This window comes from Streptomyces sp. NPDC004542, assembly GCF_040610035.1.
GTDB lineage: Bacteria > Actinomycetota > Actinomycetes > Streptomycetales > Streptomycetaceae > Streptomyces.
The window spans coordinates 18,827-41,105 of record NZ_JBEXLP010000068.1; the positions used below are offsets into that span (position 1 = coordinate 18,827).

At 70.9% G+C, this 22,279-nt stretch carries 18 protein-coding genes; 16 read left to right on the forward strand and 2 right to left on the reverse strand.

Going from position 1 to position 22,279, the window contains the following annotated elements; genetic code table 11:
* Positions 1-18 precede the first annotated feature (18 nt).
* Positions 19-939, reverse strand: a complete 921-nt coding sequence (locus ABZX30_RS28270; protein ID WP_355938292.1) for a hypothetical protein — start codon at positions 937-939, stop codon at positions 19-21.
* A gap of 136 nt (positions 940-1,075) precedes the next feature.
* Here ABZX30_RS28270 and ABZX30_RS28275 point away from each other — a divergent pair, with 136 nt between their 5' ends.
* From ABZX30_RS28275 to ABZX30_RS28330, 12 genes are all read left to right on the forward strand, one after another.
* Positions 1,076-3,706, forward strand: a complete 2,631-nt coding sequence (locus ABZX30_RS28275) for a valine--tRNA ligase (RefSeq protein ID WP_355938294.1) — start codon at positions 1,076-1,078, stop codon at positions 3,704-3,706.
* A gap of 89 nt (positions 3,707-3,795) precedes the next feature.
* Positions 3,796-5,316, forward strand: coding sequence for a folylpolyglutamate synthase/dihydrofolate synthase family protein (locus tag ABZX30_RS28280; protein ID WP_355938296.1), 1,521 nt, complete (start codon positions 3,796-3,798; stop codon positions 5,314-5,316).
* An 8-nt stretch (positions 5,317-5,324) separates the two neighbouring features.
* The gene (locus tag ABZX30_RS28285) at positions 5,325-5,684 is read left to right on the forward strand and encodes a DUF4233 domain-containing protein (RefSeq protein ID WP_355938298.1); all 360 of its coding nucleotides are present in this window, start codon (positions 5,325-5,327) and stop codon (positions 5,682-5,684) included.
* Positions 5,685-5,748: 64 nt separating this feature from the next.
* A complete protein-coding gene (ndk, locus tag ABZX30_RS28290) occupies positions 5,749-6,162 on the forward strand; it encodes a nucleoside-diphosphate kinase (RefSeq protein WP_355938300.1) in 414 nt (137 codons plus the stop codon).
* Positions 6,163-7,011: 849 nt separating this feature from the next.
* The gene (locus ABZX30_RS28295) at positions 7,012-8,031 is read left to right on the forward strand and encodes a rod shape-determining protein (RefSeq protein WP_132851700.1); all 1,020 of its coding nucleotides are present in this window, start codon (positions 7,012-7,014) and stop codon (positions 8,029-8,031) included.
* A gap of 119 nt (positions 8,032-8,150) precedes the next feature.
* Positions 8,151-9,092 carry a rod shape-determining protein MreC gene (mreC, locus tag ABZX30_RS28300; RefSeq protein ID WP_355938302.1) on the forward strand — a complete coding sequence of 314 codons (942 nt, stop codon included), beginning with the start codon at positions 8,151-8,153 and terminating at the stop codon, positions 9,090-9,092.
* A gap of 14 nt (positions 9,093-9,106) precedes the next feature.
* A complete protein-coding gene (gene mreD, locus ABZX30_RS28305; protein ID WP_355938304.1) occupies positions 9,107-9,784 on the forward strand; it encodes a rod shape-determining protein MreD in 678 nt (225 codons plus the stop codon).
* 134 nt (positions 9,785-9,918) lie between these two features.
* The gene (gene mrdA / locus ABZX30_RS28310; protein WP_355938306.1) at positions 9,919-12,168 is read left to right on the forward strand and encodes a penicillin-binding protein 2; all 2,250 of its coding nucleotides are present in this window, start codon (positions 9,919-9,921) and stop codon (positions 12,166-12,168) included.
* Positions 12,165-13,364 (forward strand): rod shape-determining protein RodA, encoded by a 1,200-nt coding sequence (gene rodA, locus ABZX30_RS28315; protein WP_355938308.1) that lies wholly within the window; start codon positions 12,165-12,167, stop codon positions 13,362-13,364. The genes mrdA and rodA overlap by 4 nt, the downstream gene beginning before the upstream one ends.
* 128 nt (positions 13,365-13,492) lie before the next feature.
* Positions 13,493-15,010: a CYTH and CHAD domain-containing protein gene (locus ABZX30_RS28320; protein WP_355938310.1), complete on the forward strand. Its 1,518-nt coding sequence runs from the start codon at positions 13,493-13,495 to the stop codon at positions 15,008-15,010.
* Positions 15,011-15,178: 168 nt separating this feature from the next.
* Positions 15,179-17,149 carry a TIGR03960 family B12-binding radical SAM protein gene (locus tag ABZX30_RS28325; protein WP_355938312.1) on the forward strand — a complete coding sequence of 657 codons (1,971 nt, stop codon included), beginning with the start codon at positions 15,179-15,181 and terminating at the stop codon, positions 17,147-17,149.
* A 67-nt stretch (positions 17,150-17,216) separates the two neighbouring features.
* Complete coding sequence (locus ABZX30_RS28330; RefSeq protein ID WP_355938313.1) at positions 17,217-18,554, forward strand: GAF domain-containing SpoIIE family protein phosphatase; 1,338 nt, start codon at positions 17,217-17,219, stop codon at positions 18,552-18,554.
* A gap of 184 nt (positions 18,555-18,738) precedes the next feature.
* Here ABZX30_RS28330 and ABZX30_RS28335 read toward each other — a convergent pair whose 3' ends face one another.
* Positions 18,739-19,161, reverse strand: a complete 423-nt coding sequence (locus ABZX30_RS28335) for a hypothetical protein (RefSeq protein ID WP_355938315.1) — start codon at positions 19,159-19,161, stop codon at positions 18,739-18,741.
* 304 nt (positions 19,162-19,465) lie between these two features.
* Between ABZX30_RS28335 and ABZX30_RS28340 the strand changes: the two genes are divergently transcribed.
* The 4 genes from ABZX30_RS28340 to ABZX30_RS28355 form a co-directional block, all read left to right on the forward strand.
* Complete coding sequence (locus ABZX30_RS28340; protein WP_355938317.1) at positions 19,466-20,017, forward strand: hypothetical protein; 552 nt, start codon at positions 19,466-19,468, stop codon at positions 20,015-20,017.
* Positions 20,017-20,886: a hypothetical protein gene (locus ABZX30_RS28345; RefSeq protein WP_355938319.1), complete on the forward strand. Its 870-nt coding sequence runs from the start codon at positions 20,017-20,019 to the stop codon at positions 20,884-20,886. The genes ABZX30_RS28340 and ABZX30_RS28345 overlap by 1 nt, the downstream gene beginning before the upstream one ends.
* 46 nt (positions 20,887-20,932) lie before the next feature.
* Complete coding sequence (locus ABZX30_RS28350; protein ID WP_355938321.1) at positions 20,933-21,730, forward strand: TIGR03936 family radical SAM-associated protein; 798 nt, start codon at positions 20,933-20,935, stop codon at positions 21,728-21,730.
* Positions 21,731-21,988: 258 nt separating this feature from the next.
* Positions 21,989-22,279, forward strand: a 291-nt coding sequence (locus tag ABZX30_RS28355) for a hypothetical protein (RefSeq protein ID WP_355938323.1), incomplete at its 3' end; no start/stop codon positions are given.

Below are 22,279 nucleotides of genomic sequence, written 5' to 3' on the forward strand. Positions count from 1 at the left end.
CCGGCCCCAGAACGCCGTCTACTTCTTGACGCGCACGTCATTGCGTAGCTTCGCGGCCAGCTCGGCCGCGTCGTCGATCGACGTGCTCTTGCCCGACGTGAGACCGGCGAAGTCGAACGACAGAACGTAAGCAAGGGTGCTGTGGTCACCCCAGATGCAGACGGGCATCGTGAAGGTCTTGCCCGACTCCGAACTCTCGATGTTCTGGCACTTCATGACGCCGTTCGAGAAGCCGGCGGGAGTGACCTTGCGCGGGCTGCCGACGAGCTTGCCCTCGGAGGACGACGAGTCCTTCTCGGACTCCTTCTTCATCTGGGCGAACATTGCGTCGACCACCTTCTCGGGGTCGTCGATGGTGCCGTACACGCCGGCGAAGCCGAGGCTCTTCGACGACGCCGTCGCATAACCCGCGCTCACATCCTTGGGGTTCTGAACGCCCCACGACTCGGTGTCCTTGAGGTCCTTGTCGCTCATGCCGCCGCCGGGCGAGCTCCCGTCCGACTTCTTGTACGTCCCGTTGATCACCGTCGCCGGCGTCGTCAGCTTGTGCGGCCCGTCGTCGGCGACCGAGCCGCCGCCGCTTGCGCTGCCGCCGCCGATCACGAAGTAGACGCCCACCGCGACCGCCGCCACCACGGCCACCGCGCCGATGATCAGGCCCGTCTTCTTCTTGCCCCCCTCGGGCGCGGGCGGCTGCGGGACGGTGGGGTAGGGCTGCTGGCCGTACGGCGGCTGCTGGCCGTACGGGTTCTGCTGCGGCGCAACGCCCTGCTGCGGGTAGCCGTAACCCGGCTGCGGCTGGGCCGGAGGGGCCTGCTGGGGGTAGCCGTAGCCGGGCTGCGGAGCCTGCGGCGGCTGCTGGCCGTACGGCCCCGGCTGGCCGTACGGACCGGGCTGCTGGGGCTGCCCGCCGTACGGGCCCGGCTGGTTGTGACTCATTACTGGGTTCCCCTCCAGATGCTTATGTGTTCCTGACATCCTGACCCAGCCACGGGGACCGCACGGCATCGGGGGTCCCACCGTTACAGAACAAACGCGTTTCGGGACCACCCCGTGACACCTCTAAACTGACCCCGTGACCGAGAACGCTCAGCAGCAGCCACCAGCGCCCGACACCGAACTGCCGACCCAGTACGCGCCGGCCGATGTAGAGGGGCCGCTGTACGAGCGCTGGGTGGAGCGGGGCTACTTCGAGGCCGACGCGAAGAGCGACAAGCCCCCGTACACGATCGTCATCCCGCCGCCGAACGTCACCGGCAGCCTGCACCTCGGGCACGCCTTCGAGCACACGCTCATCGACGCCCTGACCCGCCGCAAGCGGATGCAGGGCTACGAGACGCTCTGGCAGCCGGGCATGGACCACGCCGGCATCGCCACGCAGAACGTCGTGGAGCGGGAGCTCGGCAAGGAGGGCAAGTCCCGTCACGACCTGGGCCGGGAAGCCTTCGTCGAGCGGGTCTGGCAGTGGAAGGCCGAGTCCGGCGGGCAGATCAGCGGGCAGATGCGGCGCCTCGGCGACGGCGTCGCCTGGTCCCGTGAGCGCTTCACCATGGACGAGGGGCTGTCCCAGGCCGTCCAGACCATCTTCAAGCGGCTCTACGACGACGAGCTGATCTACCGCGCCGAGCGCATCATCAACTGGTGCCCCCGGTGCCTGACGGCCATCTCGGACATCGAGGTCGAGTACCAGGACGACGACGGCGAGCTCGTCTCGATGAACTACGGCGACGGGGACGACTCCATCGTCGTCGCCACCACCCGTGCCGAGACCATGCTCGGTGACACCGCCGTCGCCGTCCACCCCGCGGACGAGCGGTACAGGCACCTGGTCGGCAAGCTCATCAGGCTGCCGCTGACCGACCGCTCCATCCCGGTCGTCGCGGACGAGCACGTCGACCCCGAGTTCGGCACCGGCGCGGTCAAGGTCACCCCGGCCCACGACCCGAACGACTTCGAGATCGGCCAGCGCCACGACCTGCCGTCCATCACGATCATGGACGAGCACGCCGTCATCACCGCCCACGGCCCGTTCCAGGGCCTGGACCGGCTCGAGGCCCGCTCGGCGATCGTCGCCGCGCTGCGCGCCGAGGGCCGGATCGTCGCCGAGAAGCGGCCGTACGTCCACAGCGTCGGCCACTGCTCGCGCTGCAAGACCACCATCGAGCCGCGGCTGTCCATGCAGTGGTGGGTCAAGGTCGGCCCGCTGGCCGAGGCGGCCGGTGACGCCGTCCGCGAGGGCAAGGTCAAGATCCATCCGCAGGAGATGGAGAAGCGGTACTTCGACTGGGTCGACAACCTCCACGACTGGTGCATCTCGCGCCAGTTGTGGTGGGGTCACCGGATCCCCGTCTGGTACGGCCCGGACGGCGAGGTCGTCTGTGTCGGCCCGGACGAGGAGCCGCCCGGCACCGAGGCGGAGGGCTGGAAGCAGGACACCGATGTCCTCGACACCTGGTTCTCCTCCGGCCTGTGGCCGTTCTCCACCCTCGGCTGGCCCGAACAGACCGAGTCGCTCGCGAAGTTCTACCCGAACTCCGTCCTGGTCACCGGCTACGACATCCTCTTCTTCTGGGTCGCCCGGATGATGATGTTCGGCCTGTACGCGATGGACGGCACCCCGCCGTTCCACACCATCGCCCTGCACGGCATGGTCCGCGACCAGTTCGGCAAGAAGATGTCGAAGTCCTTCGGCAACGCGGTCAACCCGCTGGACTGGATGGACAAGTACGGCTCCGACGCCCTGCGCTTCACCCTCGCCCGTGGCGCCAACCCCGGCGTCGACGTGCCGATCGGCGAGGACTGGGTCCAGGGCTCGCGCAACTTCGCCAACAAGATCTGGAACGCCACCCGCTTCGCGCTGATGAACGGCGCGACGGTGGACGGGCCCCTGCCGGACCCGTCCGCGATGTCGGCGACGGACCGCTGGATCCTGTCCAGGCTCAACTCCGTCGTCGCCGAAGTCGACGCCCACTACGACGACTTCCAGTTCGCCAAGCTCTCCGACGCCCTCTTCCACTTCGCCTGGGACGAGGTCTTCGACTGGTACGTCGAGCTGTCCAAGACCACCTTCCAGGCGGGCGGCGAGGCGGCCGAGGTCAGCAAGCGGGTCCTGGGCGAGGTCCTCGACGTCACGCTGAAGCTGCTGCACCCGGTGGTCCCGTTCGTCACGGAGACCCTGTGGACCACCCTCACCGGCGGTGAGTCGGTCGTCGTCGCCGAGTGGCCCACCGACAGTGGCTTCCGGGACGCGGCGGCGGAGAAGGAGATCGAGACCCTCCAGTCCGTCATCACCGAGGTCCGCCGCTTCCGTGCCGACCAGGGCCTCCAGCCGGGCCAGCGGGTCCCCGCCCGCCTGACCCTCGACGGGACCGCCCTGGCGCCGCACGAGGCGGCCATCCGCCAGCTGCTGCGCCTCCAGCCGGAGGGTGACTCCTTCACCGCGACGGCGACCCTGCCGGTGGCGGGGGCCGAGGTGGCCCTCGACCTCTCCGGCACGATCGACGTGGTGGCGGAGCGCAAGCGCCTGGCCAAGGACCTGGCGGCCGCGGAGAAGGAGAAGGCCCAGGCCACGGCGAAGCTCGGCAACGAGGCGTTCCTGGCGAAGGCCCCGGAGAACGTGGTGGAGAAGATCCGCACGCGGCTGGCGAAGGCCGACGAGGACATCACGCGGATCACCGCGCAGCTGGAGCGGCTGCCGCAGGCGTGACCGCGATACGCCGACGGAGGCCCCCGGGACTGTCAGGTTCCGGGGGCCTTCGCCCGTCTTGGCCACCGGGGCTTACGTAGACTGGCCCCGTGAGCGACCTCCCCCCGCACGACGACAGCGGCCGGCCCGATCCCCTCGACTCCTTCGACGAGATCGTCGCCGCCGAGACAGACCGCGACCCCGACCTCGCGGTGATCGAGGCCGGCAGCCGTACCCTGCGCACGCAGGGCGGACCGCAGCAGGCGGACGTCCCGGCGCGGCCCGAGGACCCCGAGGTTGACAAGGCGCTGCGCGAGGTCGAGACGGAGCTGGCGACCCGCTGGGGCGAGACCAAGCTGGAGCCCTCCGTCGCCCGGATCTCCGCGCTGATGGACGTCCTGGGCGAGCCCCAGCGCTCGTACCCCTCGATCCACATCACGGGGACCAACGGCAAGACCTCCACGGCCCGCATGATCGAGGCGCTGCTCGGCGCCTTCGAGTTGCGCACCGGCCGCTACACCTCACCGCACGTGCAGTCGATCACCGAGCGGATCAGCCTGGACGGCGCCCCGATCGGCGCCGAGCGGTTCATCGAGACATACCAGGACATCAAGCCGTACGTGGACATGGTCGACGCGCGGCAGGAGTTCCGGCTCTCCTTCTTCGAGGTGCTCACCGGCATGGCGTACGCGGCCTTCGCGGACGCGCCCGTGGATGTGGCCGTCGTCGAGGTGGGCATGGGCGGCTCCTGGGACGCCACCAACGTCATCGACGGTGACGTCGCCGTGGTCACCCCCATCGACCTCGACCACACCGACCGGCTGGGGGAGACGCACGCCGAGATCGCCGGCGAGAAGGCCGGGATCATCAAGCAGGACGCGACCGTGATCCTGGCCCAGCAGCCGGTGGACGCGGCACAGGTGCTGCTGAAGAAGGCGGTGGAGGTCGACGCGACCGTGGCCCGGGAAGGGCTGGAGTTCGGCGTGGTGGCGCGGCAGGTCGCGGTCGGCGGGCAGCTGCTGACGCTGCGCGGGCTCGGCGGCGAGTACCAGGAGGTCTACCTCCCGCTGTACGGCGCCCACCAGGCGCACAACGCGGCCGTCGCGCTGGCCGCCGTCGAGGCGTTCTTCGGGGTCGGCGCGCAGCGGTCGGACCCGCTCGACATCGACACCGTCCGCAAGGCCTTCGCGGCGGTCTCCTCGCCTGGCCGGCTGGAGGTCGTCCGGCGGTCGCCCACCGTCGTCCTGGACGCGGCGCACAACCCGGCGGGCGCGCGGGCGACCGCGGAGGCGGTCGGGGAGGCGTTCGACTTCAGCCGGCTGATCGGCGTGGTCGGGGCGAGCGCGGACAAGAACGTGCGCGGTCTGCTCGAGGCGTTCGAGCCGGTCTTCGCGGAGATCGTCGTCACGCGGAACTCCAGCCACCGGGCGATGGACGCCGACGAGCTGGCCGCGATCGCCGTCGAGGTCTTCGGCGACGAGCGGGTGCAGGTCGAGCCGCGGCTGCCGGACGCGCTGGAGGCGGCGATCACGCTGGCCGAGGAGGAGGGCGAGTTCGCCGGCGGCGGTGTGCTCGTCACGGGTTCCGTCATCACGGTCGGCGAGGCCCGGCTGCTGCTGGGAAGGGGCTGAGGGCTCCCATGCGTACGCTCTGTTCTTCGACCTTGATCGGGGAGTTCTTCATCATCGGCTTCGCGGGGCTGGTGGCGATGAAGGACCAGAGCCTGTCCACGTCGACCGTGTGGATCGTGTGCGGCCTCGCCATGGTGCTGAGCGTGGCGCTGTGCGGCACGGTGAACCGGCCCGGGGGCGTGGTCCTCGGCTGGGCCCTGCAGATCGCGCTGGTCGCCTCCGGGTTCTTCGTCCCGATGATGTTCGTCCTGGGTGTGGTGTTCGCGGCGCTGTGGTGGGCGTCGGTGCATTTCGGGCGGAAGGTGGACGAGGCGAAGGCGAGATTCGCGGGGCAGGCGGAGAGCCCGACCACAGCTGACGCTGCGTAACGACCGCAGGGCGCGACCTTGTAACCTCGTCCCACCGCACACGTCAGTCAGAAGGAGCCCTCCCGTGACCCAGCGCACCCTCGTCCTGCTCAAGCCCGACGCCGTCCGTCGCGGCCTGACCGGCGAGATCATCAGCCGTATCGAGCGCAAGGCCGGCTGGCAGATCACCGCGCTGGAGCTGCGCACGCTGGACCAGGACACCCTGGAGCAGCACTACGGCGAGCACCAGGGCAAGCCCTTCTACGAGCCGCTGGTGGAGTTCATGGCCTCCGGCCCGGTCGTGGCCATGATCGTCGAGGGTGAGCGGGTCATCGAGGGCGTGCGCGCCCTGGCCGGCCCCACCGACCCGATCGCCGCGGCGCCCGGCTCGATCCGCGGTGACTACGGCGTCATCGTGCGCGAGAACCTGATCCACGCCTCCGACTCCGAGGAGTCGGCGAACCGCGAGATGAAGATCTTCTTCCCGGCCCACGCGTGACCCCTGCCGGGGGCCGGGCGGGGTGCGGTGTTCGCCGGGGCCGGGGTGGAACGCCTGGCCCGGCCCCTCGCGTCCCGGCGTCCGGGCCGCTCCGCGTCCGGGAAGCCCGAGGTCGCCCGGCGCCTGCCTGAATCCCGCCGGGGGCCGGCCGGGCCCGGCGTTCGGTCGGGGCCGGGCTCGGACTGCCCGGGCCGTGCCTCGCCCATCGCCGACCCGTTCCGGCCCGTTCCGGGGCGCAGTGCCTGGGCCGGGCCCCCGCTCCCGGTGTGCTCCGCGTCCGGGAATTTCGGTCCCGAAGCCGACCTGATCCCTGCCTGATCCCTGCCTGGGCCTTGACGGGGGTTCCGCGGGGCGCGGTGGCCAACGGGGGCGGACCCAACCCGCGTCCTGTCCCGGCAGGCCCGCTCGTGCGGCGTGACTCTCACCGTGCGCGCCCGGTTCGGCCGGGTCCCGCAGAGCCGTCGCGTTGTCGGTTGAGGCATTCGGGTGATGTCGGGTGCCGTCCGGTTGCGCAGGGGTGGCTCGTCGGTGAGCCGTCCTCCCCGAAGCGAAGTTTCCAAGGATTTTTCTGAGGGTTCGTCATCTCGATCCGCCCGCTGAGCTGCGACGCCAGTACCTTTTCTGCCGTCGCTCGGCATATGCGTGCCGATCGGGGGAACGCGTGCCCCCGTTGGGCCGTCTCCACAAGCGAGGCGCTCGCCCATCTGCTGACAATGGCGAAGACCCTCGCGCAGTGTTCGTGCAGGCGCGTTTACGATGGAAGCCTTCACGTCACAGCACCCACCTCGCCGTCCTGAAAAGCCCTCAAAAGCTCGTGGGAAGGCCAGACGAATCCTGATGGGGAACTCAATGTCGTTCATCGGCCGTGACATGGCTGTCGACCTCGGGACCGCCAACACGCTGGTGTACGTCAGGGGTCGCGGGATCGTACTCAACGAGCCGTCCGTCGTCGCGATCAACACGAACACCGGCGGCATCCTCGCGGTCGGGGCCGAAGCGAAGAAGATGATCGGTCGGACCCCGGGCAACATCGTCGCCGTGCGTCCGCTGAAGGACGGCGTCATCGCCGACTTCGAGATCACCGAGCGCATGCTCCGCTACTTCATCCTGAAGATCCACAAGCGGAGGTACCTCGCGAGGCCGCGCGTGGTCGTCTGCGTGCCGTCCGGCATCACCGGGGTCGAGCGCCGCGCCGTCATCGAGGCGTCGTCCCAGGCGGGCGCCCGCCAGGTGCACATCATCGAGGAGCCCATGGCGGCTGCCATCGGCTCCGGCCTGCCGGTGCACGAGGCGACCGGCAACATGGTGGTGGACATCGGCGGCGGCACCACCGAGGTCGCGGTCATCTCGCTCGGCGGCATCGTCACCGCCCAGTCCATCCGCGTCGCGGGCGACGAACTGGACAACGCGATCATCCAGCACATCAAGAAGGAGTACAGCCTCCTGCTGGGTGAGCGGACGGCCGAGCAGATCAAGATCACGATCGGTTCGGCGTACGAACTCGACACCGACGAGCACACCGAGATCCGCGGCCGGGACCTCGTCTCCGGGCTGCCCAAGACCGTCGTCATCTCCGCCGCCGAAGTGCGCAAGGCGATCGAGGAGCCCGTCAACGCGATCGTCGACGCCGTGAAGACGACCCTGGACAAGTGCCCGCCGGAGCTGTCCGGCGACATCATGGACCGGGGGATCGTGCTCACCGGCGGCGGCGCCCTGCTGCGCGGCCTCGACGAGCGGCTGCGCCGCGAGACCGGCATGCCCATCCACATCGCGGAGGACCCGCTGGACAGCGTGGCGCTCGGCTCGGGCAAGTGCGTCGAGGAGTTCGAGGCGCTCCAGCAGGTGCTGGACGCCCAGCCGCGCAGATGACGCAACTCTTCGATTCCGCCGTACGAGATGATCTCCTCTCGTGCGGCGGATCGTTGATATAGAGGCATGTACTCCCAAGCTCCCAGACATTCCTACGACGAAGGGCACGGCCGCCGCACGTGAGGGACACGAAAGAGAGCCGGCTGCTCCTGGTGCTGCTGATCGCCATCGCGTTCGCACTGATCACGGTGGACATCCGCGGCGGCCAGAACTCCCCGGTCGACGGCGCCCGGCAGGCCGCGGCCGCGGCCTTCGGCCCGATCGAGAACGGGGTGTCGTCGGTGGTGGACCCGGTCGGCAACGCCGTCACCGCCGTCCGTGACTCCGGTGAACGGCACGACCGCCTCGCCCGGCTGGAGAAGGAGAACGCGGCCCTCAAGGCGAAGCTCGGCAGCAGCGACCGCAACCGCAGCCGCCTGGGGCAGCTCGACAAGATGCTGAAGATCGCCGGCGAGGGGCAGTACGGCATCAAGGGTGCCGAGGTCATCGCCATAGGCTCGGCCCAGGGCTTCTCCTGGACCGTCACCATCGACGTCGGCGCCGACGACGGCATCAAGCGGGACATGACCGTGCTCAACGGGGACGGCCTGGTCGGCCGCGTCACCACCGTCGGCCCGAACACCTCCACCGTGCTGCTCGCCAACGACCCCGACTTCACCGTCGGCACCCGGATGGAGGGCAGCGACGAACTCGGCTTCGCCTCCGGGCAGGGCGACCGCCCGCTGCGCGTCGAACTCCTCAACGGCAAGGCGGAGGTGAAGAAGGGCGACCGGCTCGTCACCTTCGGCTCCCAGGCGGACAAGCCGTTCGTGCCCGGTGTCCCGGTGGGCATCGTCTCCCGCGTCGACCCCTCCGGCGGCGGCCTGACCCGCACCCTCTCCGTCACCCCGTTCGTCGGCTTCAGCAAGCTGGACATCGTGGGTGTCGTCGTCGAGGCCCCGAAGAAGGACCCGCGTGACGAGGTGCTGCCGCCCAAGCCCAAGCCGACCCCGACACCGACGGTGACCGTGACGGTCACCCCGTCCTCCGACGCGACCGCCAACGACCAGCAGCAGCAGTAGGAGCTCGAAGTCCCATGCGCCTCAACCGGATCCTGCTCTCCACCGCGCTGGTCGTCGTCGCCCTGGTCGTCCAGGTCAGTGTCCTCGCCCGCCTCCACCTCCCGGGCGCGGTGCCCGACCTGCTGCTGCTCACCGTGCTGGGCCTGGCGATCGTCTACGGCCACGTCGGCGGCGCCCTCGTCGGCTTCGGCGCGGGACTCCTCGCCGACCTCGCCCCGCCCGCCGACCACGCCGCCGGCCGCTACGCGCTGGTGCTGTGCGTCATCGGCTACTTCGCCGGGCTCATCAAGCCCGAGAACGGCCGCCTGAAGTCGGCCACCGGCCCGATGGTCGTCGTGGTCGCCGCCGCGATCGGCTCGACGCTGCTGTACGCCGGGGTCGGCGCCCTCGTCGGCGACACCGCCGCCCGTCACGTCGGCCTCGCCGGCCTGCTGACCACCGCCGCCGTGTACGACCTGCTCCTCGCGCCGTTCGTGGTCCCCGGCATCATCGCCCTGGCCCGCCGCGCCGACAACGACCCGCTCGCGGAGGCCGGTTCCGCGGCCAGGGCCACCGACATCTCCTCCGGCTGGCTCTCCTCCGGCACCGGACTGCGCATCGGCGGCCAGCGCGGCGGTCTCGGCGGCCTGAAGGCCAGGACCCGCACCCGCGCCGCGCGCGTGAGCCGCATCAAGGGGGTCAAGCGGCTGTGATGACACAACAGGTGACCGCGGCACAGGTGACCGCGGCACAGCTGACGGCCGTCCGGACCCGGGCACCACGCCCGGACGCGCACAGCTTCGTCGTATATGACACATCCACACACTGAGAGGGGGAGGCAGCCGCAGTGACCAATATTCCCGAGACCGGACGGACCCCACGGGTCCAGATCCGGCTCGTCGTCATCCAGATCCTCGTCCTCTCCCTGCTCGGCACCCTCGGCGGCCGCCTGTGGTACCTCCAGATCCGGGAGGGCGCCGAGTACCAGAAGGAAGCTTCCGGCAACCACGTCCAGCAGGTCGTCCAGCCCGCCGTGCGCGGCTCGATCCTGGACGCGCGGGGCGTGGCGCTGGCCGACAACGAGACCCGGCTCGTGGTCTCCGCCTCCCGCACCGACCTGCTGAAGCAGAAGGACGACGGCAAGGCGGTCCTCACCAAGCTGGCCGGGGTCCTCGGCATCGACCCCGAGGAGGTCATGCAGAAGGTTCGGCTGTGCGACGCCAAGACCCCGCAGCCCTGCTGGAACGGCTCCCCGTACCAGCCGATCCCGATCACCGACGAGGCCACCGCCAAACAGGCCCTGCAGATCCGCGAGCGCGCCGAGGACTTCCCCGGCATCACCGCCGAGCCCGAGGCCGTGCGCCGCTACGCCGCCCCCGGCAAGGCCAACACCGCGCAGGTCCTCGGCTACCTCTCGCCGGTCACCGACGACGAGATCCAGCAGGCCAAGGACACCGACTCGCCCTTCCTCCGCTCGGACATGGTCGGCCGCAGCGGCCTGGAACGCCAGTACGACAAGGAGCTGCGCGGCAAGGCCGGCGTCACCCGCTACGAGGTCGACAACCTCGGCCGCGTCATCGGCAAGGCCGAGTCCGACGCCGCCGAGCCCGGCGCCAACCTCGTCACCAGCATCGACTCCCGGGTCCAGCGGGTCGCCGAGTACGAGCTGGACACGGCCATGAAGGTCGCCCGCCAGCAGTTCGACAAGATCACCGGCGAGAACTACAAGGCCGACTCCGGCGCCGTCGTCGTGATGGAGGCCAAGACCGGCCGGATCGTCGCCATGGCGTCCGCCCCGACCTACGACCCCAACGTCTGGGTCGGCGGCATCTCCGCCAAGGACTACAAGGCCCTCACCGGCAAGAACTCCGACTACCCGCTGCTCAACAGGGCCATACAGGGTCAGGCCGCACCCGGCTCGACCTTCAAGGTGGTCTCCACGGCCGCCGCGGTCCAGGCCGGCTACCCGTGGGACGGCGGCTACCCGTGCACCAGCTCGTACTCGGTGGGCGGCCAGGTCTTCAAGAACTTCGAGGGCGAGAACTTCGGCGACATCTCGCTCGGCCGCGCCCTCGAGGTCTCCTGCGACACCGTCTTCTACGGCCTCGCCGACCGGGAGTGGAAGAAGGACGGCGGCATCAACCCCAAGAAGGGCCAGCCCAAGGACTACTTCTTCAAGACCGCCCACCAGTTCGGCCTCGGTAAGGAGACCGGCATCGACCTGCCCAACGAGGTCACCGGCCGTGTCCCCGACCGCCAGTGGAAGCAGGACTACTGGAAGGCCAACAAGGACGCCTGGTGCAAGACCGGCAAGAAGGACGGCTCGTACGTGGAGAAGATCGCGTACGAGAACTGCCTCGAGGGCAACAAGATGCGCGAGGGTGACGAGATCAACTACTCCATCGGCCAGGGCGACACACTCGTCACCCCGATCCAGGAGGCCGTCATCTACGGCGCCGTGGCCAACGGTGGCACCATGTACCAGCCGACCATCGGCAAGGCGGTCATCAGCCCCGACGGCAAGAGCGTCCAGGAGATCAAGCCCAGGAAGACCGGCAAGCTGCCGGTCAGCCAGGCCACCCTCAAGGGCATGAACGAGGCCTTCGCGGGCGTCATCACCCGCGGTACCGCCGCCTGGAAGTTCGGCGGCTGGCCCCAGGACAAGATCGCCCTGCACGCGAAGACCGGTACCGCCGAGGTCTACGGCAAGCAGACCACGTCCTGGCTGGCCACGTACTCCAAGGACTACACGGTCATCATGACCATCGCCCAGGCCGGTACGGGTTCCGGCGCCTCCGGTGAGGCCGTGCGCAACATCTACAGCGCGCTCTACGGCGTCCAGGCCGACGGCTCGGTCGACAAGAACAAGGCGCTGCTGCCCACCCCGCAGAAGAGCCTGCCGAAGGTCCGCACGGACGGCACGATCGCCGCCCCGAAGATCTCCGGTGACCCCGCCAAGGACGTCCAGGCCACCCCGTCCGGCTCGCCCGCCCCCGACGAGTCCCAGCCCGCGGCGACCACCGCCTCGCCCGGGACCGGCAACCGCAACACACGCAGGCGACCGCGCAAGCGGGGAAGCCGGAGGATGCCCGCATGACCGGCGCCAACAGCTTCTCCGTCTCCGGGTACGGCCCCCGACGGGCCGGCTGGACCCGGCTCCTCGCCCGTGACTCGATGACCCGGCGGCTCGACTGGCCGATACTGCTCGCGGGCCTCGCCCTGTCGATGATCGGCTCGCTGCTGGTCTACTCCGCGACCCGCAACCGCACCGAGATCAACCAGGGCGACCCCTACTACTTCCTGATCCGGCACCTGATGAACACCGGCATCGGGCTCGCCCTGATGATCGCCACGATCTGGCTCGGTCACCGCACCCTGCGCAACGTCGTGCCGATCCTCTACGGCCTCTCCCTCCTCGGCATCCTGCTGGTGCTCACCCCGCTCGGCTCGACCGTCAACGGCGCCCACTCCTGGATCGTGTTCGGCGGCGGCTTCTCGCTCCAGCCCTCGGAGTTCGTGAAGATCACGATCATCCTCGGCATGGCGATGCTGCTCGCGGCCCGCGTCGACGCCGGCGACAAGAAGTACCCCGACCACCGCACGGTCGTGCAGTCCCTCGGCCTGGCCGCCGTACCGATCCTGATCGTGCTGCTCATGCCCGACCTCGGATCCGTCATGGTCATGGTAGTGATCGTCCTGGGTGTGCTGCTCGCCTCCGGCGCCTCCAACCGATGGGTGTTCGGCCTGCTCGGCGCGGGCGCGCTGGGCGCCATCGCGGTCTGGCAGCTGCACATCCTGGACGAGTACCAGATCAACCGCTTCGCCGCCTTCGCCAACCCCGACCTCGACCCGGCCGGGGTCGGCTACAACACCAACCAGGCCCGCATCGCGATCGGCTCCGGCGGCCTGACCGGCGCGGGCCTCTTCCACGGCTCGCAGACCACCGGCCAGTTCGTGCCCGAGCAGCAGACCGACTTCGTCTTCACCGTCGCGGGCGAGGAACTCGGCTTCCTCGGCGCGGGCCTGATCATCCTGCTGCTGGGCGTCGTCCTCTGGCGTGCCTGCCGCATCGCCCGGGACTCGACCGAGCTGTACGGCACGATCGTGGCCGCCGGGATCGTGGCCTGGTTCGCCTTCCAGGCCTTCGAGAACATCGGCATGACCCTGGGCATCATGCCGGTCACCGGCCTGCCGCTGCCGTTCGTCTCCTACGGCGGAACGTCGATGTTCGCGGTGTGGCTGGCGGTGGGGCTCCTGCAGTCGATCCGGGTGCAACGGCCGATGTCCGCGTGACCGGTGCCCGTACGACCGATGTCCGCGTGACCGGTGCCCGCGTGACCGGTGCCCGTACGACCGATGCCCGCACGACGGATGTCCCGGCAGGAGGGCGTACCCGGGCGTATCGGGGCTAGATTCGGTCCATGGCGGATACGAAGCGGGAGATAGAACGCAAGTACGAGTCCGACGACAGTGGGCTGCCCGACCTGACCGGCGTCGGCGCGGTGACGGCCGTCCTCGACAAGGGCGTCGTGGAACTGGACGCCACCTACTACGACACACCCGACGAACGCCTCGCCGCCACTGGTGTCACCCTGCGCCGCCGCACCGGCGGATCCGACGCGGGCTGGCACCTCAAGCTCCCGGTGGCCCCGGGAGTGCGCGACGAGATCCGGGCACCCCTGTCCGACACGGCCCCGGACGACCTCACCGCCCTGCTCCGCTCCCGCGTCCGCGACGCCGAGCTGCGCCCCGTGGTCCGGCTGCGTTCCGTACGCGACGTACGCCACCTCCTCGACGCCGACGGCCGGCTGCTCGCCGAGGCCAGCGTGGACGCCGTGACCGCCGAGCGGCTCACCGGCAAGGGCGGCCTGGCCCAGTGGACCGAGATCGAGGTGGAGCTCGCCGACGGCGGGGACCCGGCCTTCCTCGACCTGGTGGACAAGCGGCTGCGCAAGGCCGGCGTACGACCGTCCGCGTCGCCGTCGAAACTGGCCCGGGCGCTGACGGAGACCGCCCCGAAGGGAAAGAAGGGCCGTAGAGGCGATGGCCGGCGGGAGGGCGCCCAGCCCGTCACCGCGGGCGACCACGTCCTCGCCTACGTCCGCACCCAGCGCGACACGATCGTCGCACTCGACCCGGCCGTACGCAGGGGCGTCGAGGACTCCGTCCACCAGATGCGGGTCGCCACCCGCCGGGCCCGCAGCGCGCTGCGCGCCTACCGCGCCCTGTTCGACCGGGCCGTCACCGAGCCGATCGGCGCGGAGCTGAAATGGCTGGCGGGCGAGCTGGGCGTGGACCGCGACCGGGAGGTGCTGGCCGAGCGCCTGACGGCGGACCTCGACGCGCTGCCGGACACGCTGGTCGACGGCCCCGTCGCCGGCCGGCTGCACGCACGGGCGGAGGGACGGCGCGGCGGATCCCGCCCGCATCTGACCGGTGTCCTGGACTCCCTGCGCTACCTCGGCCTGCTCGACGCCCTGGACGCCCTGTTCACCGACCCGCCGCTGCGGAAGGCGGCCGGGAGGAAGCCGTCCAAGGCGCTCGCCAAGGCCGTCCGCGAGGAATACCGCCGCGTCTCCGGCCTCGTCGAGCAGGCGATCGACACGCCGCCCGGCCACGACCGCGACGTCGCCCTGCACGAGGCCCGCAAGAAGGCCAAGCGCACCCGCTACGCGGCGGAGGCGGCCACCCCGGCCCTCGGCCACCCGGCCGCCGCCCTGGCCACGTCCATGAAGTCCCTGACCCAGCTGCTCGGCGACCACCAGGACAGCGTCATGGCCCGCCTGGCCCTGCGCGAGCTGTCCGCCGTGGCGCACGCGGCGGGGGAGAACACGTTCACCTACGGACTGCTCTACGGGCACGAGGAGCGCCGTGCGGCGGCGGTGGAGGAGGAGCTGCCGCAGGTCTGGAAGAAGGCGCGGTCGCGGGCGTCCGTCTGAGCCGCGCCGACCGCTTCGTCCGGCGGCTTCCCTGGCCGTCTTCCCGGCTGTCTCTCCGGCCGTCTCTCCGGGCGTACGGGGGAGGTCTCCGGCCGCGTTAGGCTAGATGGTCACCCCAGCCTCCGGGCCGGGGGTGCCCCCAGTCAGCTCACGAAGGTAACCCCCGCGATGTCTGTCGAGTCGGTCTTCCCACAGCTCGAGGCCCTGCTCCCGCATGTGCAGAAGCCGATCCAGTACGTAGGCGGTGAGCTCAACTCGACCGTCAAGCCCTGGGACAGCTGTGACGTCCGCTGGGCGCTCATGTACCCGGACGCGTACGAGGTCGGCCTGCCCAACCAGGGCGTCATGATCCTCTACGAGGTCCTCAACGAGCAGGAGGGCGTCCTCGCCGAGCGCACGTACAGCGTGTGGCCGGACCTGGAGGCGCTGATGCGGGAGCACGGCGTCCCCCAGTTCACGGTGGACAGCCACCGCCCGGTGAAGGCCTTCGACGTCTTCGGCCTCAGCTTCTCCACCGAGCTGGGCTACACGAACATGCTCACGGCCCTCGACCTCGCCGGCATCCCGCTGGAGTCCAAGTACCGCACGGTCGACGACCCGATCGTCCTGGCCGGCGGCCACGCGGCCTTCAACCCGGAGCCGATCGCCGACTTCATCGACGCGGCGGTCATCGGCGACGGCGAGCAGGCCGTGCTCGACATGACGCGGATCATCAAGGAGTGGAAGGCGGAGGGCCGCCCCGGCGGCCGCGAGGAGGTCCTCTTCCGCCTGGCGAAGACCGGCGGGGTGTACATCCCGGCCTTCTACGACGTCGAGTACCTCCCCGACGGCCGCATCGCCCGCGTCGTCCCCAACACGTCGGGCGTGCCGTGGCGTGTGTCCAAGCACACGGTCATGGACCTGGACGAGTGGCCCTACCCCAAGCAGCCGCTGGTCCCCCTCGCGGAGACCGTCCACGAGCGCATGTCGGTGGAGATCTTCCGCGGCTGCACGCGCGGCTGCCGCTTCTGCCAGGCGGGCATGATCACCCGCCCGGTCCGCGAGCGCTCGATCACCGGCATCGGCGACATGGTCGACAAGGGCCTGAAGGCGACCGGCTTCGAAGAGGTCGGCCTCCTCTCCCTCTCCTCCGCGGACCACTCGGAGATCGGCGACATCGCCAGGGGCCTGGCGGACCGCTACGAGGAGGACAAGATCGGCCTCTCGCTCCCTTCCACCCGCGTGGACGCCTTCAACGTGGACCTGGCGAACGAGCTGACGCGCAACGGCCGCCGCTCGGGCCTCACCTTCGCCCCCGAGGGCGGCTCGGAGCGCATGCGCAAGGTCATCAACAAGATGGTCTCGGAAGAGGACCTGATCCGGACCGTCGCCACCGCCTACGGCAACGGCTGGCGCCAGGTGAAGCTGTACTTCATGTGCGGCCTGCCCACGGAGACCGACGAGGACGTCCTGCAGATCGCCGACATGGCGATGAACGTGATCGCCAAGGGCCGCGAGGTCTCCCGCTCCAACGACATCCGCTGCACGGTCTCGATCGGCGGCTTCGTCCCCAAGCCCCACACGCCGTTCCAGTGGGCCCCGCAGCTCTCCGCGGAGGAGACGGACGCCCGCCTGGAGAAGCTCCGCGACAAGATCCGCGGCGACAAGAAGTACGGCCGCTCGATCGGCTTCCGCTACCACGACGGCAAGCCCGGCATCGTCGAGGGCCTCCTGTCCCGCGGCGACCGCCGCATCGGCGGCGTCATCCGCGCCGTCTACGAGGACGGCGGCCGCTTCGACGGCTGGCGCGAGCACTTCTCCTACGACCGCTGGATGGCCTGCGCCGACAAGGCCCTCGCCCCGCACGGCGTCGACGTCGACTGGTACACCACCCGCGAGCGCGCCTACGAGGAGGTCCTCCCCTGGGACCACCTCGACTCCGGCCTCGACAAGGACTGGCTCTGGGAGGACTGGCAGGACGCCCTCGACGAGACGGAGGTCGAGGACTGCCGCTGGACGCCTTGCTTCGACTGCGGGGTGTGCCCTGCCATGGACACAACCATACAAATCGGCCCCACCGGCAAGAAGCTGCTGCCCCTGACGGTGAAGAACGCCGCGCCGGCACCCGCTTCGAGCGGTCACGCGCACGGAGGCGGGTGAGGCGCTCGGCGGGGCGGTGGAGGAGAATGGGCGTCTGAGGCGCACGGCCTAGCATCGGGCGGCCACCATGAGCGAGCACAGTCGAGAACCCGAGCCGCCGTCCGCGCCTCGGCTCCGCCTGGGTGTCGAGCTGGAACGGATCGCCGAGCAGCTCAGGGCGCTGGCCCGGGCCCAGGACGAGTTGCACGACCTGTACGAGGCCGTCCTGAGCCGCGAGGTGGGGCTGTCCGACCTGCTGGAGCTGATCACTTCCACCGCCATGGAACTGGTCGGTGCCCGTTACGGCGCGCTCGGCGTACTGGACGAGACGGGGCGGAACCTCGATCTGTTCCTCCCCGCGGGCCTGTCGGAGCGGGAGAGGGCCGACCTGGCCGGGGTGGAGCTTCCCCGCGGCCGCGGTCTGCTCGGGCATCTGATCACCCATCCGGCGCCGCTGCGCGTCGACGGCATCGCCGACCACCCGGACTCGGCGGGCCTCCCGCCCGGTCATCCGCCCATGCGCACCCTGCTGGGCGCCCCGATCATCATCCGGGGGAGGATCTACGGGGACCTGTACCTTTCCGAGCGGCGTGACGGGCGCCCCTTCGACGCCCGCGACGAGAGCCTGCTCGTCGCACTGGCCGGTGCGGCGGCCCTGGCCATCGACGACGCTCGCCTGTTCGAGCAGCTCCGGCGGGACGCGGAGCGCTTCCAGCGGCTCCTGCTGCCGCGCCTGCCCTCCCACCTGGAGCCCTTCGGCGCCGCGGCGGGCTACCGGGCCGCCGTCACGCCCGATCATGTCGGCGGGGACTGGTACGACGCCCTGCTGGTTCCCGACCGGGCCTGTGCCGCCGTCATCGGCGATGTCGTGGGACACGACCTCCACGCGGCCGCCGCCATGGCCGAGACCCGCAACATGCTGCGCGCCCTGCTGTACGACCGCCGTACCTCTCCCGGCGCCGTCCTCACGCACCTCGACCGGACCCTTCAGGCCATCACGGAGTACCCCGTGACCACCGCGTGCCTCGCCCGCATCGAACCCGCGCCGTCGGCCGGCTGGATGCTGCGCTGGAGCACCGCGGGCCACCCCCCGCCTCTGGTGATCACCCCCGACCACCGGGCCCGCTTCCTGCCCGCCGCACCCGACCTTCCCCTCGGCGTCGACAGCACCCCCCGGCGTCACAACCACACCCATCCCCTGCCGGAGAAGGCCACGCTGGTCCTGTTCACCGACGGGCTCGTCGAACACCGCGACCACTCGCTGGAAGAGGGCCTGCGGCGCCTGGCCGCCATCGCCGCGGCCCGCGCGGACCTGCCGCTGGCCGACCTCGTCGACGCGCTGATCGACGAGCACCCCAGTGACGGGCACGACGACATGGCGGTGCTCGCCCTTCGCGCGCCGCGCGATCCGGCCTCCCGGGCCTGACCGGCCGGTGCGACGGCGCCGACGGTTTCGAGAGCCCGCCGGGCGCGGCGGCCGCGCGGCCCGGAGCGGTTCGTGCCACGAGCGGATCCCGCGCTGTTGCGGAGGTGAGCGTCCCGGCGTTGCAAGCAAGTCCGAGCAGGACCTGCTGCCGACGGACGGCCCGTGACCCTCGAGCCGGCTCCTGTCACGCGGCCTGGGGCTTCTCGGGCCGCACTACGCACAGCGCCCAGATGACGAGTCCCGAGATGGCGATCGCCAGGGTGGACCACACCGGGTAGTAGGGCAGGGAGAGGAAGTTGGCGATGATGAGGAACCCGGCGATCACCACGCCGGCGATCCGCGCCCAGGTCGCCGCCTGGAACAGGCCCAGGCTGACCACGAAGGCCACCACCCCGAGAACGAGGTGGACCCAGCCCCAGCCGGTGAGGTTGTACTGGAAGACGTATCCGGACGTCGTGATGAAGACTCTGTCCTGGGCGATGCCCATGATGCCCCGGAAGATGTCGAGCACCCCGACGATCGCCAGCATGACGGCGCCGAACATCATCAGACCGGCTGCCCAGTGCTGCTTGGCCGATATCGGGCGTGCGTGGTGTGTCGCGGCCATGGTCTCTCTCCTTGTCACCGCTGCTCGGATCAGCTTGCGCACGTCAAGCACGGGGGCGCCTCACCCGGCACGGGTGAGGCCGTCGGCGGCCGGGAGAAGCGGCGAACCGCCCAGGGCGTGACGATCGGGGGAGGAAACCGCGCGCCACGCTGCCCGCCCGGCGGGGGCAAGGCGGGCGATGTAGCACGTACGACGTCGACGGCGGCCGGCGGTTCGTCTCCCACCCCAATCGCGCGGATAATCTACCGACACGGAGGGCCGACGTCGGGGAGGTCCGTATGGGGCGTGTGGGGAGACTGGTCCAGTGTCGAGGCGTAAGGTGCCCGCGGGTGCCTGGATAACCGGGCTGTTGGTCACGGCGCTCGCCGTGGTGTTCGCGCTGTCCCAGCAAGCGCGGAACGGGATTCCGGACGGGGGACTGGCCGGCGGCGCCTCTCCGGAGCCGAGTGTGAAGGCGTCCCGCTCCGCCGCGCCCAAGCCCCCGCAGTACAAGGTGCCCGCCGACTCCGGAACGGGACGCCGCGTGGTGTACTCGCTGGGGCAGCAGCGGGTGTGGCTGGTCGGGGCCGACGGGAAGGTCCAGCGGACGTTCGGCGTCTGGCCGGGGACGGTGGCGCCGGCCAAGGGTGCCTTCCGTGTGACGTTCCGCCGTGAGACCGGGGTCGGCAGCGACGGCGTGCGGATAGAGAACGCCGTGTACTTCGGCACCGCCAACGCCTTCTCCAACGCCGTGGACGGCTCCTCGCCGTCGCCCGCCCCCGGCCTGCGGACCGGCGCCGTCCGGGAGCGTGCGACGGACGGCAAGGCGATGTGGGACTTCGCCACGACGGGAACGGCCGTCCAGGTCGTCGGCTGATGGCCGGTGGCACGGGCACGGACCCGCGCGCGCCGCAGCCCCCGCCCGAACGTGCCGAGGGCTGCCTCGTGATCGCCGTGCGGATCCCGCTGCGGATCGTCGCGCTCGTACTCGTCGTACCGGTGCGGATGGCCTGGGACGCGCTGGCGGCGGCCGGACGGTTCCTGTGGCGGTACGGCCTGGCGCCGGTCGGCAGGGCGGCCGGACGGCTGCTGTACGCGCTGGTCGTGGTCCCGCTGGGCCGGCTGTACCGGTACCTCCTCACGCCTCTCGGACACGCCCTGGCGTGGGTGTACGCGCGCGTGCTCACGCCGGCCGGGCACGCCGTGCTGTGGGTGCTCAGGCCCGTCGTGCGGGTGCTGGGCCTGCTCGCCGCCGGTGTCGGCACCGTCCTGTACTGGACCGCCCGGGTCCTGCTGGTCCTGCCCGCGCTCGCCCTGTGGCGCCGGGTGCTCGTGCCGGCCGGCCGGGTCCTCGCCGTCGTCGGACGGGAGGCCGGGGCCGCGCTCGGGCACGCCTGGCGGGTCGCGGGGCATGTCTCGCGCGCCGTCGGGCGGGGCCTGGGGACGCTGTTGCGGTGGATCCTCGTGGAACCGGCGCGACGGGTGTACCGGACCGTCCTCACTCCGGTCGGGCACGTCGTGCGGGACCTGCTGCTGCGGCCCGCCGCCGAGGCCGCGCGGGCCGCGGGACGGGCCGTCCGGCAGACGCTGGACACCGCCCGGGAGACCGTCCGGCAGGCGCGTGCCGACGTCCGCCGGATGCTCTTCGGTGAACCCCGGCGACCCGGGCCGGGGGACCGGCGGGAACCCACGGCGCCCGCGGCACGTACTCTTGGTGGCAGTACCACCGCTCTCACGAAGGACTAGGACACTGGGCAAGCGACAGCCCGAAGGCCCGCCGCCCGCACCCGCGGTGCAGCGCATCCGACTGCGCTACACCAAGCGCGGCCGCCTCCGGTTCACCAGCCACCGTGACTTCCAGCGCGCCTTCGAGCGTGCGTTGCGCCGTGCCGAGGTGCCGATGGCGTACTCGGCCGGGTTCACGCCGCACCCGAAGGTGTCGTACGCCAATGCCGCACCCACCGGCACGGGCAGTGAGGCGGAGTACCTGGAGATCGCTCTCGTCGAGCACCGCGATCCAAAGACGCTGCGCGTCCTCCTCGACGAGTCGCTGCCCCTCGGGCTCGACATCGTCGACGCGGTCGAGGCGCGGACGTCGGGACTCGCCGACCGGCTGACGGCTTCCGTGTGGGAGCTCAGGCTGGACGGCGTCGACCCGGCCGAAGCCGGGCGGGCGGTGGCGGCCTTCAACGGGGCCGGTGCCGTCGAGGTCCAGCGCATGACCAAGAACGGCGTCCGCACCTTCGACGCTCGACCCGCGGTCGTGAACCTGGAGAGCCTGGAGAGAGCGACAACACAGAGTCAGCAGGCCGATAGGCCGAGCGACCAGCCCTGTGCGATACTGCGGCTGGTTGTTCGGCACGTGACGCCTGCCGTACGACCCGACGACGTCCTGTCCGGTCTCCGCGCCGTGGCCGACCTGGCGCCGCCGGTCCCCGCAGCGGTGACCAGGCTGGCGCAGGGGCTGCTCGATGAAGAGACCGGCACGGTGACCGACCCGCTCGCGCCCGACCGCGAGGCGGCGGAGGCCCTCACAACGGCCGTTCCCGCTGCCGCCGCGACAGCGCCGGTGACGGAAGGTCCCGCGTAGGGACGGACGTCGTAGCGCAGCCCTCGTACTCGGGAGCCACCTGGGTCGGGCAGCGCACCGACACAGAAGACTTTCGCCAGGCCGTACGCGACAAGGCATACGGAACCGGCGAGACAGGACACAGAGAGCTCCCGTGCGGCGACCGTGCCGCGGACGGCGGCACCGCGCACCGCGCGAGCCGCGGACGTCAACGGCGGTCGACGAGATCGACGCCGGACCAGGCGCGGCGCCCGGGGGCCTGACGGGAGAAACGCCCGCATGCTCGAACCGACCGAACCCACCGAGGGTTCCGAACTCAACAGCCCCAGCGACACCCTGCCGCCGCGCCGTCGGCGCCGTGCCGCTTCCCGCCCCGCGGGTCCGCCCGCCGGGGCCGACACCCCGGCCGAGGTCACCGCGCCGGCCGTACCGGCCGCCGACGTCGACGAGGTCGAGGAGAAGGTGGCCGCCGAGGCGGAGATCGCCGAGGCTCCGGCCGCCGTGGAGGAGGCCGCGCCCGCCGCGCGTCCGCGTCGCCGTGCGACCCGCCGGGCGTCCGCGCCCGCCGGT

Coding starts and splice junctions, on each gene's coding strand:
- mreD (WP_355938304.1), top strand. CDS start 9,107: ATGCGCCTCAACCGGATCCTGCTCTCCACCGCGCTGGTCGTCGTCGCC.
- ABZX30_RS28285 (WP_355938298.1), top strand. CDS start 5,325: ATGCGTACGCTCTGTTCTTCGACCTTGATCGGGGAGTTCTTCATCATC.
- ABZX30_RS28295 (WP_132851700.1), top strand. CDS start 7,012: ATGTCGTTCATCGGCCGTGACATGGCTGTCGACCTCGGGACCGCCAAC.
- rodA (WP_355938308.1), top strand. CDS start 12,165: ATGACCGGCGCCAACAGCTTCTCCGTCTCCGGGTACGGCCCCCGACGG.
- ABZX30_RS28325 (WP_355938312.1), top strand. CDS start 15,179: ATGTCTGTCGAGTCGGTCTTCCCACAGCTCGAGGCCCTGCTCCCGCAT.
- ABZX30_RS28320 (WP_355938310.1), top strand. CDS start 13,493: ATGGCGGATACGAAGCGGGAGATAGAACGCAAGTACGAGTCCGACGAC.
- ABZX30_RS28330 (WP_355938313.1), top strand. CDS start 17,217: ATGAGCGAGCACAGTCGAGAACCCGAGCCGCCGTCCGCGCCTCGGCTC.
- ABZX30_RS28345 (WP_355938319.1), top strand. CDS start 20,017: ATGGCCGGTGGCACGGGCACGGACCCGCGCGCGCCGCAGCCCCCGCCC.
- ABZX30_RS28270 (WP_355938292.1), bottom strand. CDS start 939: ATGAGTCACAACCAGCCGGGCCCGTACGGCGGGCAGCCCCAGCAGCCC.
- ABZX30_RS28335 (WP_355938315.1), bottom strand. CDS start 19,161: ATGGCCGCGACACACCACGCACGCCCGATATCGGCCAAGCAGCACTGG.